Raw genomic sequence first — 16,112 nt, forward strand, 5'->3', positions numbered from 1 at the left:
CTTTCTGAGTCGCATAGGATAAAGAAAATTCTCTGTTGACGGGAAAAAAAGACTCTCCCTGATCGCGCCGCGCCGTCAGGAAAGAGCAAGATCCAAATCCTTAAAGAGCGGCCGGGCCGCGATCGCGGTCTTGAGGCCGGGCATAGAATTCCCAATTAGCGGAGGAAAGAAATGAGCAAGCCCATGGAGAAAATCTCTGGGGCCCCGCGGTCCGAGGCTATCCGAGATCTGCGCAGCGCCCTCGAATGGCTGAGACAGGAAGGCGATCTCATCGTCACGGACAAAGAGGTCGATCCCAACCTGGAGATCACGGGCATCCAGAAACAACTGGACGGCGGCTGCCCGATTCTTTTCAACAACATCAAGGGCAAGCCGAAGCATCGCTGCGTCACGAACCTTTTCGGCGACATGAACGTCATCGGCAAGATGTTCGGCTGGAAGGATCACGCCGACCGCACGAGGAAGCTGGCCTATGCGCTGACCCATCCGTCGAAGCCCGTCATCATCGATCAACAAGACGCCCCGGTTCAGGAAGAAGTTTACGAGAAGCCGACCGACGCCGCCGAATTCGTCGTGCCGATCCGGCACACCGAGATCGAGCCCGAGCTGACCGTCGGCTCCGGCAACCGGCTGATCTCCGGCGAATACTTCGACGGCGGCACGGACTTGGGCTACAACCGCATGAATTTCCGCTGGGGCAACGTCGCGACGTTTCAGATCTCGCCGGGCTCGCACATGTGGCAGGTCGTCACCAAGTATTACAAAGCGAACAAGCTGGTCCCGATCACGATGAACTTCGGTGTGCCGCCGTCCTGCACGTTGATGGCCGGCGCCGGCTTCGATTACGTCATTCTGCCGCAAGGCTGCGACGAGGTCGGCAGCGCGGGCGCGGTCCAGGGCTCTCCCGTGCGGCTGGTGAAAGCGCGCACCGTCGATGCTCTGGCCGTCGCCGACGCCGAAGTCGTGCTCGAAGGCTACGTCAATCCGCGCGACCGCCGCTTCGAAACCGCCGAGTCCGAGAAGGCCGGCATTCAAGGCCGCTTTCATTTCCATCCGGAGTGGGCCGGCTACATGGGCAAGGCCTACAAGGCACCCACTTTTCACGTCACCGCCGTGACCACCCGCAAGCGCGAGTCCAAGCCGATCATTTTCCCGCTCGGCGTGCACACCCTCGACGACCACAACATCGATACCACGGTGCGCGAGGCGGCCATGTTCGAGCTGTGCGAGCGCATGCAGCCCGGCATCATCATGGACGTGAACATCCCCTACTGCATGACCGACTGGGGCGGAGCGATCATCCAGGTCAAGAAGAGAAACAAGATCGAAGAGGGCTGGCAGCGGAACTTCATGGCCGCGATCCTGGCCACGTCGCAAGGCTCGCGGCTCGTCATCGCGGTCAGCGAGGATACGGACCCGTACGACATGGACGACGTCATGTGGTGTCTTACGACCCGCGTGAATCCCAAGACGGATATCATCAACCCGCTGCCGGGCGGGAGAGGCCAGACCTTTATGCCCGCCGAGCGCATGACCGCCGGCGAGCGCGAGTGGACCGCATCGAACACGATGTTCGAAGGCGGCATGGGCATCGACGCGACCGTGCCGTTTGGTTATGAAAGCGACTTCATGCGCCCGGTCTATCCGGTCGGGAAAATCGATCTCAAGAAGTTTTTTACCGACAAGGATATTCAAAACGCCAAGTCGCGTATGCAGGGCTGGGTCCACTCGCTCGCGCGCACGGGAAGATAGTACGGACGGCGCTGCTAGTTGAGTCGGTTACGAAAAGGGCAGGGCCTAAGTCCCCTGCCCTTTTTTTTGAGATGTCGGATTAACCGCAGAGAACGCAAAAAAAATCCTTCTATGCGATCTTTGTGTTCTTTGTGGTTATTTTAGGATGATCATTATGACTGCGGGCGATAGAAGTGAAGGACTGCTCGCGCCGTACCGCGTCCTGGATTTGACCGACGAGCTGGGATTCCTCTGCGGCAAAATCTTGGGCGATCTCGGCGCCGACGTGATCAAGATCGAGCGTCCGGGCGGCGACCCCGCCCGCCGGCTCGGCCCGTTCTTCAAGGACGAGCGCGATCCGGAAAAAAGCCTTTACTGGTTCGGCTTCAACAACAACAAGCGCGGCGTCACGCTCAACCTCGAATCGCCCAAGGGGTGTGAAATTTTCTCCCGGCTCGCGGCCAGGGCCGATTTTGTTCTCGAGACCTTCACGCCCGGCTACCTCGACAAGCTCAAGATCGGTTACGCCGCTCTAAGCAAGCTGAACCCAAAGCTGGTCTTAACCTCCATCACGCCCTTCGGCCAGACCGGACCCTACGGCAAATTCCGCGCGTCCGATATCGAGATCATGGCGCTCTCCGGCTGCATGTCGCTCACCGGCGATCCCGGCCGGCCGCCGCTCCGCGTCACGTTTCCGCAAGCGTACTCGTGGACCGGATCGTACGCCGCGATGGGCGCGCTGATCGCGCACACCCATCGACAAAGGACCGGCGAAGGACAACACGTGGACGTCTCGGCGCAGGCCTGCCTCTTGTGGGCGTTCTCCCATGCGCACACCTTTTGGGATTTGAACCGCCATCTGGAGAAACGCGCCGGCTCTTTCATGACCGGCCGGAGCATCACCGGCGCGAAGATGCGAGTTTTCTGGCCGTGTAAAGACGGATTTTTAAATTTCATCATCTACGGCGGCGAGGCGGGCCGGCGAACCAACCAGGCGCTGGTCGAGTGGATGAACGGCAAGGAGATGGCGCCGGATTTTCTCAAGCAAAAAGATTGGCAGACGTTCGATATTGCCAAGGTGAAACAGGACGAGATCGACCGGATGGAAGAGCCGATCGCTAAATTCTTCACCGGGGTAACGAAGGCGGAATTTTTCAAAGAGGTCGTCAGGCGGGAAATGCTTGGTTATCCGGTCGCGAGCGTGAAAGAGGTCTTCGAAGATCCGCAGCACGCCGCGCGGGATTTCTGGCAGGAGATCGACCATCCCGAGCTTGGATGCTCGATCACCTACCCTGGCGGCTTCGCCAAGTTCAGCGAGGGCGCCTGCCGGATCTGGCGGCGCGCGCCGCGGATCGGCGAGCACAACGAAGAAGTGTATTGTGGAGAGTTGGGAATGACAAAGAGCGAATTAGAAAAGCTACGAAAAGAAAAAGTCATCTAGACGCTTTCACCCTCACCCTTGCCCTCTCCCTCAGGGAGAGGGCAAGGGTGAGGGAAGTTTTGCTGAATGCTGATGGCTGACTGCTGAAAGCTGTTTTTATGGAATCTCTGAAGGGCGTTAAAGTCGTCGAGTTCGCCGCCTTCGCCGCCGGACCGGTGGTCGGGAAGCATCTGGTCGACCACGGCGCGACGGTGGTCCACGTAGAATCCAAAGTGCGCCCGGACGGGTTCCGCGCCCACTATCCGCCGTACAAGGACAACATCCACGGCCTCAACCGCTCCGGCCTTTTCGCGCTCTGCAACAACGACAAGCTCGACATCACGCTCAATCTAAAAAAATCCCCCAAGGCCACAGAGTTGGCGAAAAAGATCGTCACGTGGTCGGACGTGGTCATCGAGAATTTCAGTCCCGGCACCATGGCCCGCCTCGGCCTCGGTTATGAGGATCTGAAGAAGGTGAAGCCCGATTTGATCATGCTCTCCAGCTCCAACTTGGGCCAGAGCGGTCCGCACGCGCATCACGCCGGTTTCGGCTCGCAGCTTTCTTCGCTGGCGGGATTTACGCATCTCACGGGCTATCCGGACGGCTCGCCGCAGATTCTCTACGGTCCGTACATCGACTACATCGCCGTCGCCTACGGGGCGGTGGCGATTTTGGCCGCGCTCGATTACAAGAAGCGGACCGGCAAGGGAAACTATATCGACACCGCGCAATACGAGACCGGCCTCCAGTACCTGGCGCCGATTCTGTTGGATTACAAAGTAAACGACAGAGTCGCCGGCCGGAACGCCAACCGCGATCCCGACGCGGCGCCGCACGGCGCGTACCCGTGCAAAGGCGACGACAGTTGGTGCGTGCTCAGCGTCAGCTCGGAGATCGAATGGAAAGCATTTTGTCGCGCGCTGGGCAGTCCACGTTGGATGAGCGACAAGAAATTTTTTTCACACGAAGCGCGCAAGGCCAACGAAGACGAGCTCGACCGCAACGTCGGCGAGTGGACTCGCGGCTTCACGGCGCGCGAGGTCATGACCAAGCTTCAAAAAGCGGGAGTCAAAGCCGGAGTCGTCAACCGGATGTGCGACGTGTACGAAGACCCGCAGCTTAAAGCTAGACCTCAGTGGGTCGAGCTGGAGCACCCGGAGATCGGCAAGATGCACTATCAGCGGCCGCCGTTTCTGCTCACGAAGACGCCGCCCGGCCCGGCGCAGCGCGATCCGCTGCTCGGCGAGCACAACGAATATTTTTATTGCGATCTTTTAGGCCTGTCCCGCGCGGACTACGAAGGGCTGGTAAAAGAAGGCGTTATCGATTAGCTTTACCCTCACCCTCTCCCTGAGGGAGAGGGTTGGCGTGAGGGAGAAAAGGAGGTCGTTGAACATGAAACACCTACCTTCCCTGCTGTTAGGTTTTCTGCTGCTGGCTCCCCTATCCCTGCATGCGGCGGAAAATGTCCGCGCCGCCTATCCTTCGATGAACAACTCGGTGTTCTGTCTCACCATCGCGCAGAAAGAAGGTTACCTGAGAGAAGAGGGACTCCATCTTGAGCTTCTCAGCATCCGCGGCGAGATCGCCATACGGACGACGCTGGCCGGCGAGGTGGACTTCTTCACCAACGCGGGCAGCGCTCTCGCAGCGGCGGTCAGGGGTGTCCCGGTTAAAATTCTCACGATCTTTCAGGACAAGCCCTCGTGGGATCTTATCGCGCAGCCGAATATCAAGTCGATCGCGCAACTCCGCGGCGCGAACGTCGCGATCATGTCTCCCGAAGGCTCGCTCGCCGTCGTCGCGCGAGAGATCTTGAAGCAAAACGGTCTCGACCCGGCGAAAGACGTCAATCTCGTCGTCCTGGGAGGCGACGAGGTCCGTTACCCGGCAATGAAAGGAAAGGCGATTCAGGCGTCGCTTTTTAATACCTCGACGAGCGTCGTCGCCCAGAAGGAAGGCTTCACGAAACTCGCGTCCGCGGCTGACTACGCCAACATTGTCCAAAGCGGATTTGCCACGTCGGACGAAAAGATCAAACAAAATCCAAAAAAGATCGCCGGCTTCATCCGCGCCGGCCTCAAAGGCATGATTTTCTTCCTCAGCAAACGGGAGGCGGCGCTCAAATACATGATGGACGCTCTCAGGCTGACCGACCGGGAGTTGGCCAATAAGATCTATGACATCGATTCCAAGTTGATTCTCCGCGACGGTTTCAGCAGCGACAAAATTCTTCAATCGATGATCGAGGACATGAAAAAGGCGACGAAAGTGCAGCGCGAGATCAAAACCGCCGACGTATTCGATTTGAGCTTCGTGCGCAAAGCGAGCGAAGAGTTGAAGGCCAGCGGCTGGAAGCCGTAGCTTTACCGAAAATTCCGTTCATGCTTTGACAAGCTCAGCACGAACGGACAACGCTGACCCGGTCACCCTGAGCCTGTCAAAGGGCGACTGACACTTTAAGAGAGGAATCGCTTCATGGGTTTTACCGATTTGAGAGATTACCTTGGCGCGCTCGACCGACTCGGCATGCTGCGCGTCATCGAGGGCGCCGAGTGGGACCTGGAGATCGGCGCGATCTCCCAGATGACGCAGGAGACCGAGGACAATCCCGCTCTCCTGTTCGACAAGATACCGGGGTATCCGGCGGGTTTTCGAGTTCTCACCAACGTGCAGAACAGCCCCCGGAAGCAAGCCTTGGCCCTGGGCCTGCCGACCGACTTGAGCGACCTGGAGATCGCGCGCGCGATGAAGGAAAAGCGCAAGGAGACCGTTCTCATCCCGCCGCGCGAGGTCGCCTCCGGGCCGATCCTGGAGAACCAGGACCGCGGCGACAAGGTCAACGTTCTAAAATTTCCCACGCCCAAGTGGCGCACGCTCGAAGGCGGCCGCTACATCGGTACGACGACCCTCGTCATCAATCGCGACCCGGACGAGGGCTGGGTCAACATGGGGACCTACCGGCAGATGATTCACGACGAGAAGACGGTCGGATTTTTCGTCGAGCCCCATCACCACGGCATGATCATCGCAAAAAAATATTGGGCCAGGGGCAAAGCTTGTCCCGTGGTTGCCTGTTACGGCCAGCAGGTGGAATTGTTTCAGGCGTCGACCGGCAGCTCGCCCTGGGGAAAATCGGAGCTGGAGGTCGCCGGCGGCATCGCGGGCCATCCGATCGAGATCATCAAGGGCGAGTTGACGGGCCTCCCGATCCCGGCGCGGGCGGAAATTGCCATCGAAGGCGAAGTGCCGCCGCCGGAAGTGGACGCTCGCACCGAGGGGCCGTATCGCGAATGGCCCGGCTATTACAGCCAGGAGCCGCATCCCCAGCCGGTTATCAAGATCAAAGCGGTCTATCACCGTAACGACCCGATCTTGACCGGCCCGCACCAGAACAACCGCAACATCAGTGTCGGCACGATCACGCACGCCGCGATCGCGGTCTGGGACGCGCTGGAAAAGAGCGCGCTGCCCGGCATCCGCGGCGTCTGGGCGCACGCCAACGGCCTTTTTATCGTCATCTCGTTGAAACAGGCCTTCGCCGGCCACGCGAAGATGGCGCTGCTCACGGCGGTCGGCGTCCGCGGGTCGAACAGCGCCTATCGATACTACGTCGTCGTGGACGAAGACATCGACCCGTCGAACTTGAACGACGTGCTTTGGGCGATGACCACGCGCTGCCTGCCCGAAGAGCAGATCGACATCGTGCGCGGCACGGTGAGCACGCGGGTCGACCCGATCATGAGCCCCAAGAAGCGGGAGTCGTGGGACCTGACCTGCGGCCGGGTATTGATCGATGCCTGCAAGCCCTGGGATTGGATCGAGCAATTCGGCAAGCATATGACCTTCACGCCCGAATACGAGCGGCAGATCCGCGAGAAATGGGCGCCCATTCTGGGTAAGCAGCGCTGACAAACCGGGTTTGGCGCTTGGGCGTCTTTACCGGCGCCGTTTGGTCTTTTTTGCAACTAATAGAACTCTTCTGCTCAGAGCCCCACTATTAGCTGTAGTTTTCTTCACCGCGCGATTGACAAGCGAGGGGTCACGGTGCTACTCTCCCCCCTAATCCATCACACCGAACCCTGCTCCGTCTTTTCCCCTTTATGAGATTCCACCCAAAAAGCTTTCATCTGCCACGGTCTAGCCAAAGCCCGGCCCTAGCTGCGACGCTGTTGTCCATGTCCCTGATGCTCGCGCCGAGCCAGCTTTCCAAAGCGGGCAATGCCCATTGGGTCGAGCGCGACAACAAAGGCGACCGGGACGCAGTCGAATTGCTTAAGATCTACTCGGTAGTCAAAAAGGGAATGGCCTATGCCGAAGACGGTGCGGTTTGGGACGTGTCCAACACCGTTCAGAACGAAAGCAAGCGCCATGGCCTGGATCCTTTTCTCGTTCTTGCGATCATCAAGGTTGAGAGCGGCTTCCAGCACAGCGCCGAGGCGGAAGATGGCGCCCGCGGCCTGATGCAGATTCAGCCGGAGATCGCTAAATCGATAGCTCAGGAAAGAAAGTCCGTTTATCGATCGGACAAGCACGTCGGCGCCGACGATCCCGATCTCGACGACCCGATCGTCAACATCAAGCTCGGCGTTTTTTATCTCCACTCGCTCAGGCGTAACTTTCAGGACATGACGCTGGCCTTGGCGGCCTACAATCGCGGCCCGACGCGAGTTAAGAACCTCTTGCTGGAAGAAACCGACGTGCCGCTGGAATACGCCACGAGGGTCCTTTCGACCTATCAGGACTACCGCAGAAACGCTCGCCGGTTCGACTGAGATTGTTTTGCTCTCCCGCACTCCGCGAAGTTCTCCCTCAAAGCATCGACTTGTGATAAAGGATATCGGCGACGATTCCTGAAATATCATGGTGCGTGCGCCGGAAATTACATTGACCGAGACCGCCTGGGCGGAGATTTCGCGCCATGCCGCCGACGCCTTTCCCGAAGAGTGCTGCGGCGTCGTCCTGGAGCGCAGCGGCGGCGAGGAAGTCCGGCGGTTCAAAAACATCCAGAACCAGCTCCACGCGCTCGATCCGGAAACCTATCCGCGCGAAGCCGCCACTGCCTACGCGATGGACCCCAAAGAACTGGAATCGACCCTCGACGAAGCGGCGCGCGCCGGCGCTAAGATCAAGGCCTTTTATCACTCCCACCCCGGTCACGAGGCCTACTTTTCCGCCGAAGACAAGGCCTTCGCCATGCCGTTCGGAGAGCCGATCTTTCCGGACGCGGCTCAAATCGTCGTCTCGATTTACGACCGCGCGGTGAAGCGCATCGCGGCCTACGCCTGGGTGGAGATGAAAAAAGATTTCGTCGAGATCCCTTTGAGGAAAGTCTCCCGATGAAGCCGCCGCGGGACCGCGCGATCGATTCGCGCGGGCTTAAACTTCACTATCTCGAATGGGGCGATCCGGCGGCGGAGCCCTTGATACTCATTCACGGCTTCCTCGATCATGCCCGGAGTTGGGAGCCGTTCGTCGCGGAGCTGGAAAAAAAATCGTCCGCGCCGGCGTGGATCATCGCCCCCGACTGCCGCGGCCACGGCGACAGCGGCTGGGTGGGCGTCGGCGGCTATTACCACTTTCCGGATTACGTGTGGGACTTGGACCGACTGGTCGAATCGTTGGACGCGCGAACGATAACGTTAGTGGGCCACTCGATGGGCGGGACCATCTCGTTTCTCTACGCCGGCACGTTCCCTGACAGGGTGCGAAAGCTTGTTCTGGTCGAGGGCATCGGGCCCATCGCCATGCAATTCGTCGATTCCCCGCCGCGAATGGAAAGATGGCTTGCGGAAGTTAAGGCCTTGTCCCACAGAAAAATCGTCGAGTACGCGACGCTGGAGAAAGCCACCGAGCGGCTCAGGCGAAAGAATCCCCGTCTCAAGCCGGAGCTGGCGTTGGAGCTGGCGCGCTCGGGAATGAAACAGACCGACGGCGGAAAGTGGATTTGGAAATTCGATCCGCTGCACCGCACCGCGGCGCCGCAGCCTTTTTATTCCCGACAGGCCGTCGAGTTTTTTCGCCGGATCGAATGTCCGGTTCTACTGGTGAACGGCAAGGAGAGCCGTCAAACGCCGCGACCCGACATCGCGGAAAGAATAACCGCCATCGCCCGCCGTTCTCTAGCTGAGATCGGCGACGCCGGCCACATGGTCCATCACGATAATCCAGCCGAACTTGCGGAGGTCGTGACGGCCTTTCTCACCCGTTGACGCAAAACTCCAAGATTGTTATGTTCGAGGCGTGCCTGAAGGAAAGAGATTATTTTTGCGCGTCGGCGATGAAGTCACCCACGACGGTTACCAGCAATGGGGCCTCGGCGTCGTCGTGGAGGTGATGACTTCCTCGGTTCCGGGCGGGACCTGTCTCGCGCGCGTGCGCTTTCAGGACGGCCAACTGCGCGTATTTAACAACGACATGGACAACCAGAGCTGCTGCTACTACTTCGGCGTCCGCCGCTACTGGAATCCCTCGCACGGCGTCAACGCGCTGCGCTCGAAATTTTTCGCTCTGAAAGGATAGCGGCTATGCGGCACTCGAAGAAGCTCCCACCGTTGGTCCTCGCTGTCGTCTTTATATTGGCCCTCTTTCCGCTGCCGCTCCAAGCGGCCGATCCCATCGAGGCCGCCGGCATGGGCGTGGGTCTCACCGTGGGCAACGCGATGTTCGTGCCGGTCAAGGCGCTATCGGTGGGTTGGGGATTGACCGTAGGCGCGCTGTCTTTCATCCTCTCCGGCGGCAACGCCGATCTCACCGCGCAGATCTGGAGCGACGTCACGGAGGGGCCCTATTTCATCACCCCGGACTTGGCGCGCACCGCCGTCGGAGAGCGTCCCGAGCTGGAAAAAAAGGACTGAGTGCTGAGGCCTGAGGACTGAGCATGAGTTCGCCCTCGCCTCAGCACTCAGCACTCGTTACTCAGTCCTGATCAAGCCGCCAGGTTCTTCTTAAAAAAGTTTACGGTTCTCTGCCAGGCGTCTTTGGCCGCTTCCGGATTGTAGCGGTCCGCGTTCGTGTTGTTGTTGAACGCGTGCTTGGCGCCGGGATAAACCTTGATGTCGGCGTTCTTGCCGAACTTCTGCAAGGCCGCCTTCAGCGGCTCCACCCCGGGCATGATGTTCGGATCGTCTTGCCCATAGTTGCCGAGCACGGCGCAGGGAATATTCTGCACCTGGTCGAGTGGATCGGGATTGCGCCCATAGTATACCACCGCGGCGTTGAGATCTTTGCACTTCGTGGCGAAGTTGAGCGACTGCCCGCCGCCCCAACAGTATCCCACCACGCCGACCTTGCCGTTGGCGAAACCTTGCTTCTTCATATAGGCGACGGCGCTCGTGAGATCTTCCACGACCATGTTGCCGTTGATCTTCTTGATCGCCTCGATCGCCTCCTCGGGGGTCTTGAACTGATCGGTTCCCCCGATCCGCGACATCAGATCGACCGCCAAGGCGGCGAACCCTTCTTTCGCGAAGCGGCGCGCGACGTCTTTGATATGATCGACCAGCCCGCGGTTTTCGTGAATGACGATGACCGTGCCGAGGCTCTTCCCATCCTTGGGGTGAGAAAGATAGGCCTTGACGTTTCCGGTCGGGCCGGGAAACTGCACCATCTCCGAGGTCAAGGCCGGATCATTAGGCGCGACGATGTGCGGTATCGTTTCTGCCATTCGAGTTCCCTCCTTTTTTCAGCTGGTACCGCAATCCGGTAAAGTTGTTTTTGATATAGCTAAAAACAAGATTTAAATCCAGTCCCACCGTCGCGGCACGCGCAAAAATTTTGTCGGCGCGCGAAGACCGTTCTATTTTATAACGAGCAGGGCAAGCTGCGCGCGGACGCCATCGTATCAATTTTACTCGGAACGGAAAAAATTCCGCGTAAAGAATTTCGCTCATGAAAGCGTAGACCTTCAAATTGCATGGGTTTTTGGCTCATTGGTTTGGCATGTTTATTGTACCACCAACGCGGTAGGCGGAATCTGCCCGCCAATTTCATAAAAAAAGGAGGTCGTTATGCTTAACTGGGCAGTGACGTTTTTGATCGTGGGGCTCATCGCTGGCTTGCTGGGTCTCACCGGGATCGCCGGTGCGGCCACGCAGATAGCGTGGATCTTGTTTGTCGTTTTCATGGTGCTGTTCCTAGTCAGCCTGATCGCCGGCCGCCGCGGGCCTATCGTCTGACCAAAGAGGGCGTCTACCAGGGAGGGATTAAAATGAAACCAGCGATGCTTATCGGCATCATCCTGATCGCGGTCTCGGTTCTGTCCTTCGCTTATCAGGGAATTCCCTATAAGACACGCGAAAAAGTGGTGGATATCGGACCCATCGAGGCGACCGCGGAAAAAGATAAGAGCATCCCGCTTCCACCCATTTTCGGCGGTATCGCCCTGGTGGGCGGCATCGTCTTGCTCATTGCCGGCACTCGACAACACTAACCGTTAAGTGCCCTTCAAATCGCGCAGCGCCCGGAGCTCAGCCCATGAGCCCGGGCGCTTGTTATTAAGCTGCCGCCCACCGCGAAGAGAGATCGCTTGTTCGACTCGCGCCTCGGACAGGAGGTCTTTCGCCCGCTTTGTTTTAATCCTGAGTAACTACTTCTTACCCGGACCGTAGAGCTTTCGTGCCGCCCGAAAATGCTTGAAAGCCTCCGCTCTTCGATCCTGCGCTTCGAAAATGAGTCCCAGGTTGTAATGGGCGTCGGCGAGGCTTGCGTCATTGACCAATGCGTCTTCGTAAGTGGCAATGGCCTCTTCCATGCGCCCGCGCTGCTCCAGCAGAACACCGAGGTTGAAGTAAGCCAGAGTGGGATGGGGATCCTGAGCTATCGCCGCCCGATAGTGGCGTTCCGCTTTTTCGTACTCCGCGGCTTCCTGATATAATCGGCCGAGGTTGATGTGCGCTTCGACCAGAGAAAAATCGAGCGCTAAAGCCTCGCGATAGGCCCGGCGCGATTCCTCGGGGGAAGTTCTTTCCAGCTCGCAGGCTAAATTAAACCACTGCTCCGCGTTAAGGGCCGGAGCGGGCTTCTTCGCCGGCGGCAAGTTCACCCGCTGCGCGACTTCCTTAGCGGCAAAATTAAAAAGAAACTGACCCGAGTCCGGTTGCCATCGGGCAGTGCCATTCCACACCACGACGCGCTTGCCGTCGGCGTAGACCTTGACGTTCCAAATCTCCTGCTCTTTGGGAAGCTGCTTTCTCAACGAATGAAGAATGCGCCGGATCCGCTGCAGGGGAACGCGCGCGCCAAGCAGCCCCTTGGTGGTTTTTAGTAAAAGAAGATCCTGGAAAGTGAAAGCGATATGCCGCTGCGGGCCGCGAACGGGGGATAGGAACCCGGCCCGAACACAGGAACGAACGCGCCATTCGGGCAGGGCGAGAATCTTCGCCACCTCGCGGGTGGTGAAGTGGCTTTTCATTTCCTGCCGGCTCTGGCTTTTTTCGCCGGCACGGGCTCGGCTCGACGGGCCCGGGCGGCCTTCTTTTGCGGGGCCTGCTTCGCCAAGCTCTCCTTAAGCGCTTGCATCAGGTCGATGACCTGCCCGCGCTGCGGCTCGACGGCCACGACGGTCACCTGCTTGCCTTCGATCTTCTGGTTCACCAGCTCCAGGACGCGCGACCGATATTCGTCCTGATACTGTTCCGGCCTGAACTCTTCGCTCGAAAGTTGGTCGATCAGGTGAATCGCCAATTTTAACTCCGCTTCCTTGACGGCGGCGGCTTGGCCTCGGTCGATCTCGCCGAAGTTTCGAATCTCGTCGGCGTAGTACATCGTGTGCAGCATGAGTCCCTGTTCGGCCGGCCGGATAAGCACGAGGTTTTCTTTGCCGCGCATCACCAGCTTCGCGAGCGCGACGCGGGACGTCTTGGCCATGGCCTCGGCCAGCAGCCGGTACGGCTTTTCCCCGCCTTTGTCGGGCCCGAGGTAATAGGTGTTCTCGAAGTAGATCGGGTCCACTTTCGGAAGCGGGACAAACTCGGCGATATCGATGATTTTGGAAGATTCCTGCTCGAGCGACTTGAGCTCTTCCTCGGTCAACCGCACGTATTCGCCCTTGCTGAATTCATAGCCCCGCACCAACGCGCTGCGATCGATGACCTCCTCACATTTTGGACAATAAGTCTGCTGCTTGATCCTCGATCCGCACTTCGCGTGCAGTAAATGGAACGAAATCTTTTGCGACGAGGTCGCCGTGTAGAGCTGTACGGGAATCGAAACAAGTCCGAACGAGATCGTGCCGGAGCCGAGCGAACGTGCAGCCATGACCGCCTCCCTTTCCTGGTGCTCAGCCTAGCACAAAAGAATAGGAAGCGAAAAGCCGGCGCGGCCTCCTGGCCCGGGTTGGGCAAAGGATCTCCCAAACGTCTCTTCGCCGCGACCGGGCTGTTCCCTGGCTTGTCCCTTCTCAGGGATCTTCCGGATTTGAAATAGGGATTTCACCTAATGGTCTCCGAATGCCTCCCGGGATAGCTTAAGCAGTGTCCCGAGATTTACGGGGCGGAGTCGTATCGTCGTATCAATGTTAAAGGAGGGTACGTGGCTTTCACAAGCTCGTTAGCAAGAGATCATTCACAAAGGCATGTTCACGCGCGACGGCATGATCGCGTTCCTCAAGAGACGACCAAGAGCACCCTGGGGGACCTGATTGCTGCGCTAACGGAAGAGACGCGGTGTTACATCCGTAACGAGGAAGAGATCTATCGGATCGTCGCTTACATGGTGACGGACCTTTTGTCTCGCCGGAGGTATCTTTCTAGAACCTGGCACTAGAAGAAAATGGGACTCGGTTCGATAGATTTACTGCGCGGGAAACTTGCCGCGCAGGTTTGTGCCGCAGTCGGAATCTTTTTGCTTTCGGCTCCTGGGTCATCGAGGGCGGGGAGCGCAACCGACGAGATCCGCACGACGCACGAGAAAGTCCAAACCATCCAACAGGACCCTCGCCTTAGATCCGACGCAAGAAAAAAGGAGCGCCAGAGCCAATTGCGCCAGACGCTCGGCCGCAGATTCGATTTTGCCGAGATGGCCAAGCGCTCGCTGGGATCGCATTGGCAGGGGCGCACGAAGCAGGAGCGGACCGAGTTCGTGAAGCTGTTCACCGATGTGCTGGAAGCGTCCTATCTCGACCAGATCGATCCCTACCTGGGCGAAAAATTCATCTACCTCCGCGAGATCAGGGACGGAGACTTTTCCGAGGTCGCCACCAAAATCGTCCCGGCGAAAGGAGATGAGATCGCGATAAATTATAAATTGCGTTCCGACAAAAGCGGCTGGAGGATTTACGATGTCGTCGTCGAGAACGTCAGCGTCGTCAACAACTATCGGTCCCAGTTCAGCCGCGTGCTGAGCGGCGCCTCTTTCCAAGACTTGCTGCAGAAATTGCGAGAGACCCGAGTCAACCAGCTTCAAGCCAAAAGGCCCCGTCCCGATACCACTGTGGTATCCTATTGGATCTTAGCTCAGACGGCGCCTCAGCGTCCCCGCTGAAGTTCGTTACTCTCCCGTCCTAAAAGCCCGACCGAAGCTCCGGCCGCGATCCTCTCCGGCGTGTTATTTCGATAGATGGAGCACCAGGCGCGTCTTCTCATATTCACCAAAAAGCTTTTCTTCTCGAACAAATGTTCCGCCTCCGGATATAAATACAGGATGATCAGGTCCCTGGGATTTTGCCTCACGGACTCCTCGATATTTTTTAGCACCCGCGCCATAATCTCCGCCCTGAACGGATTATAAAAAAAGCAGACGAGAGGGGTTTCGGGGATCGGAAATCTCGCCGCGTCCATGCAGACCAACTCCAACGTATTGCATCGTTGCTTTTTGCTCTTGTACTTCTCCCAATTCGACGCGGCGATCTCCGTCAGTTCCGCCGACAACTCGACGCCGACGATTTTTTTGAAAGGAAAAGAAGAAGCCAACAGAAGGGCTTTTCCTTTGCCGCAGCCAAAATCCAAGAAGGTGTAATCCGGATAGTTTATCGGCAAGCCGGCGACGGCATGCTGCAGCAAAACGGGCTGCACCGCTTGATAGTGAATCGCGTGCGCCGCCGATGGACCGTCGATTTTCAAATCTTCGTGAGGAATGACGCCGGCGGTATCCACCCCGAAGCTGCGATCAAATCTGCGCTCCCTGAAATTGATGACGCGCTGATCGTCGAGAATCGGCCGGAGGGAGCTTCGGATACAGGCTATGACGGTTCCGATGACGCCGCGATCACGCAGGGACTCTCCTACCTTGGTTTTAATTTCAGAGACATAGTTCATCATGTTTTTTCTCCCGTTGACCAGCGCCCAGCTCTGCTTGTGGCTTCAAAAGCCGTGTGCAACCTTCCTCGCGACGGAGGCAGGCTGACATACCTTTTTCAGCAGGGAACCTGAAGCTATGAGGCGAAGCGAGGCAGGTCCGCGAGAGATAGACTGACTCGATAACCACGCGACCGGGCTAGATCGAGCGGCGACGAGCGATGATTCTCTATGCGCTGCGGTCTGCGTCCGGCGCTGAATGAATCCGGGACCGGCGGAGTATTTTCCCAAAGCACGGCGCGATCGAGACGATGTGCGGTCGGCAGGTCGGACGGCGCTTCGGCGGCCATGACGGAGGATTCTGCCGGCGTGATCGGAGACGGACTTTTCGCGCCACGAAGATCGACCAGACCGAAGAGCAGATAGAGGAAGACGAGAAACTCGCAGGTTAAATACAGCCGCCGGATGCGACGGGAATTCATTGTTGGTAAGTTCGAACGCATCGAATTATTGCCGCTATTTTAGCCCGCCGTCCATTGACCACAATCCGGTAGAGCCCTGAAACTCAGGCGGGGGATACCTGACTTTTTCGTCTCGCCGTCCCCCTGAGGGCTTTCCCTCAAAAAAATATGTGTCACATCAGCCTCCCTCCAGAGCAGGCTCGGCCTTAAGCCTAGGTTTGTTCCGAGGAGGCAACAATGTTTTCCCGGGCCCGCTCGATCACC

Annotated in this window: 18 protein-coding genes; 13 read left to right on the forward strand and 5 right to left on the reverse strand. The window is 58.3% G+C overall.

Annotated features, from left to right (window positions below; translation table 11 throughout):
• Positions 1 to 171 precede the first annotated feature (171 nt).
• From VGL70_18285 to VGL70_18330, 10 genes are all read left to right on the forward strand, one after another.
• The gene (locus tag VGL70_18285; protein ID HEY3305475.1) at positions 172 to 1,752 is read left to right on the forward strand and encodes a UbiD family decarboxylase; all 1,581 of its coding nucleotides are present in this window, start codon (positions 172 to 174) and stop codon (positions 1,750 to 1,752) included.
• 154 nt (positions 1,753 to 1,906) lie between these two features.
• On the forward strand, positions 1,907 to 3,172 hold the full coding sequence (locus tag VGL70_18290; GenBank protein ID HEY3305476.1) for a CoA transferase: 1,266 nt from the start codon (positions 1,907 to 1,909) through the stop codon (positions 3,170 to 3,172).
• A gap of 98 nt (positions 3,173 to 3,270) precedes the next feature.
• The gene (locus VGL70_18295) at positions 3,271 to 4,485 is read left to right on the forward strand and encodes a CoA transferase (protein ID HEY3305477.1); all 1,215 of its coding nucleotides are present in this window, start codon (positions 3,271 to 3,273) and stop codon (positions 4,483 to 4,485) included.
• 64 nt (positions 4,486 to 4,549) lie between these two features.
• Positions 4,550 to 5,518: an ABC transporter substrate-binding protein gene (locus VGL70_18300; protein HEY3305478.1), complete on the forward strand. Its 969-nt coding sequence runs from the start codon at positions 4,550 to 4,552 to the stop codon at positions 5,516 to 5,518.
• Between the two features lie 114 nt (positions 5,519 to 5,632).
• On the forward strand, positions 5,633 to 7,066 hold the full coding sequence (locus VGL70_18305; GenBank protein ID HEY3305479.1) for a UbiD family decarboxylase: 1,434 nt from the start codon (positions 5,633 to 5,635) through the stop codon (positions 7,064 to 7,066).
• 266 nt (positions 7,067 to 7,332) lie between these two features.
• A complete protein-coding gene (locus VGL70_18310; GenBank protein HEY3305480.1) occupies positions 7,333 to 7,929 on the forward strand; it encodes a lytic transglycosylase domain-containing protein in 597 nt (198 codons plus the stop codon).
• 88 nt (positions 7,930 to 8,017) lie between these two features.
• Positions 8,018 to 8,497: a Mov34/MPN/PAD-1 family protein gene (locus tag VGL70_18315; GenBank protein ID HEY3305481.1), complete on the forward strand. Its 480-nt coding sequence runs from the start codon at positions 8,018 to 8,020 to the stop codon at positions 8,495 to 8,497.
• Positions 8,494 to 9,366: an alpha/beta hydrolase gene (locus VGL70_18320; GenBank protein HEY3305482.1), complete on the forward strand. Its 873-nt coding sequence runs from the start codon at positions 8,494 to 8,496 to the stop codon at positions 9,364 to 9,366. The genes VGL70_18315 and VGL70_18320 overlap by 4 nt, the downstream gene beginning before the upstream one ends.
• Positions 9,367 to 9,397: 31 nt before the next feature.
• Complete coding sequence (locus VGL70_18325; protein ID HEY3305483.1) at positions 9,398 to 9,676, forward strand: DUF3553 domain-containing protein; 279 nt, start codon at positions 9,398 to 9,400, stop codon at positions 9,674 to 9,676.
• Positions 9,677 to 9,681: 5 nt separating this feature from the next.
• Positions 9,682 to 10,011 carry a hypothetical protein gene (locus tag VGL70_18330; GenBank protein HEY3305484.1) on the forward strand — a complete coding sequence of 110 codons (330 nt, stop codon included), beginning with the start codon at positions 9,682 to 9,684 and terminating at the stop codon, positions 10,009 to 10,011.
• 71 nt (positions 10,012 to 10,082) lie between these two features.
• Here VGL70_18330 and VGL70_18335 read toward each other — a convergent pair whose 3' ends face one another.
• Positions 10,083 to 10,820: a dienelactone hydrolase family protein gene (locus VGL70_18335; GenBank protein HEY3305485.1), complete on the reverse strand. Its 738-nt coding sequence runs from the start codon at positions 10,818 to 10,820 to the stop codon at positions 10,083 to 10,085.
• A gap of 343 nt (positions 10,821 to 11,163) precedes the next feature.
• Here VGL70_18335 and VGL70_18340 point away from each other — a divergent pair, with 343 nt between their 5' ends.
• Positions 11,164 to 11,331 carry a DUF1328 domain-containing protein gene (locus tag VGL70_18340; protein ID HEY3305486.1) on the forward strand — a complete coding sequence of 56 codons (168 nt, stop codon included), beginning with the start codon at positions 11,164 to 11,166 and terminating at the stop codon, positions 11,329 to 11,331.
• 32 nt (positions 11,332 to 11,363) lie between these two features.
• On the forward strand, positions 11,364 to 11,585 hold the full coding sequence (locus VGL70_18345; protein HEY3305487.1) for a DUF3185 domain-containing protein: 222 nt from the start codon (positions 11,364 to 11,366) through the stop codon (positions 11,583 to 11,585).
• Between the two features lie 156 nt (positions 11,586 to 11,741).
• On the opposite strand, the gene VGL70_18350 is transcribed toward VGL70_18345, so the two are convergent.
• Together VGL70_18350 and VGL70_18355 are read right to left on the reverse strand one after the other, a co-directional pair.
• Positions 11,742 to 12,566, reverse strand: a complete 825-nt coding sequence (locus VGL70_18350; protein ID HEY3305488.1) for a tetratricopeptide repeat protein — start codon at positions 12,564 to 12,566, stop codon at positions 11,742 to 11,744.
• Positions 12,563 to 13,411 (reverse strand): Ku protein, encoded by an 849-nt coding sequence (locus VGL70_18355; protein ID HEY3305489.1) that lies wholly within the window; start codon positions 13,409 to 13,411, stop codon positions 12,563 to 12,565. The genes VGL70_18350 and VGL70_18355 overlap by 4 nt, the downstream gene beginning before the upstream one ends.
• A gap of 513 nt (positions 13,412 to 13,924) precedes the next feature.
• Here VGL70_18355 and VGL70_18360 point away from each other — a divergent pair.
• Complete coding sequence (locus VGL70_18360) at positions 13,925 to 14,635, forward strand: ABC transporter substrate-binding protein (GenBank protein ID HEY3305490.1); 711 nt, start codon at positions 13,925 to 13,927, stop codon at positions 14,633 to 14,635.
• On the opposite strand, the gene VGL70_18365 is transcribed toward VGL70_18360, so the two are convergent.
• Entirely contained in the window at positions 14,620 to 15,411 is a 792-nt protein-coding gene (locus VGL70_18365) for a class I SAM-dependent methyltransferase (protein ID HEY3305491.1), read from the reverse strand. The genes VGL70_18360 and VGL70_18365 overlap by 16 nt on opposite strands.
• A gap of 113 nt (positions 15,412 to 15,524) precedes the next feature.
• Positions 15,525 to 15,869, reverse strand: coding sequence for a hypothetical protein (locus tag VGL70_18370; GenBank protein HEY3305492.1), 345 nt, complete (start codon positions 15,867 to 15,869; stop codon positions 15,525 to 15,527).
• Between the last annotated feature and the right edge of the window lie 243 nt (positions 15,870 to 16,112).

It is taken from the genome of Candidatus Binatia bacterium, from assembly GCA_036504975.1.
Lineage (GTDB): Bacteria > Desulfobacterota > Binatia > UBA9968 > UBA9968 > JAJPJQ01.

Coding starts and splice junctions, on each gene's coding strand:
- VGL70_18355 (HEY3305489.1), bottom strand. CDS start 13,411: ATGGCTGCACGTTCGCTCGGCTCCGGCACGATCTCGTTCGGACTTGTT.
- VGL70_18360 (HEY3305490.1), top strand. CDS start 13,925: ATGGGACTCGGTTCGATAGATTTACTGCGCGGGAAACTTGCCGCGCAG.
- VGL70_18290 (HEY3305476.1), top strand. CDS start 1,907: ATGACTGCGGGCGATAGAAGTGAAGGACTGCTCGCGCCGTACCGCGTC.
- VGL70_18310 (HEY3305480.1), top strand. CDS start 7,333: ATGTCCCTGATGCTCGCGCCGAGCCAGCTTTCCAAAGCGGGCAATGCC.
- VGL70_18285 (HEY3305475.1), top strand. CDS start 172: ATGAGCAAGCCCATGGAGAAAATCTCTGGGGCCCCGCGGTCCGAGGCT.
- VGL70_18300 (HEY3305478.1), top strand. CDS start 4,550: ATGAAACACCTACCTTCCCTGCTGTTAGGTTTTCTGCTGCTGGCTCCC.
- VGL70_18370 (HEY3305492.1), bottom strand. CDS start 15,869: ATGAATTCCCGTCGCATCCGGCGGCTGTATTTAACCTGCGAGTTTCTC.
- VGL70_18330 (HEY3305484.1), top strand. CDS start 9,682: ATGCGGCACTCGAAGAAGCTCCCACCGTTGGTCCTCGCTGTCGTCTTT.
- VGL70_18305 (HEY3305479.1), top strand. CDS start 5,633: ATGGGTTTTACCGATTTGAGAGATTACCTTGGCGCGCTCGACCGACTC.
- VGL70_18365 (HEY3305491.1), bottom strand. CDS start 15,411: ATGATGAACTATGTCTCTGAAATTAAAACCAAGGTAGGAGAGTCCCTG.
- VGL70_18345 (HEY3305487.1), top strand. CDS start 11,364: ATGAAACCAGCGATGCTTATCGGCATCATCCTGATCGCGGTCTCGGTT.
- VGL70_18350 (HEY3305488.1), bottom strand. CDS start 12,566: ATGAAAAGCCACTTCACCACCCGCGAGGTGGCGAAGATTCTCGCCCTG.
- VGL70_18315 (HEY3305481.1), top strand. CDS start 8,018: ATGGTGCGTGCGCCGGAAATTACATTGACCGAGACCGCCTGGGCGGAG.
- VGL70_18335 (HEY3305485.1), bottom strand. CDS start 10,820: ATGGCAGAAACGATACCGCACATCGTCGCGCCTAATGATCCGGCCTTG.
- VGL70_18295 (HEY3305477.1), top strand. CDS start 3,271: ATGGAATCTCTGAAGGGCGTTAAAGTCGTCGAGTTCGCCGCCTTCGCC.
- VGL70_18340 (HEY3305486.1), top strand. CDS start 11,164: ATGCTTAACTGGGCAGTGACGTTTTTGATCGTGGGGCTCATCGCTGGC.
- VGL70_18320 (HEY3305482.1), top strand. CDS start 8,494: ATGAAGCCGCCGCGGGACCGCGCGATCGATTCGCGCGGGCTTAAACTT.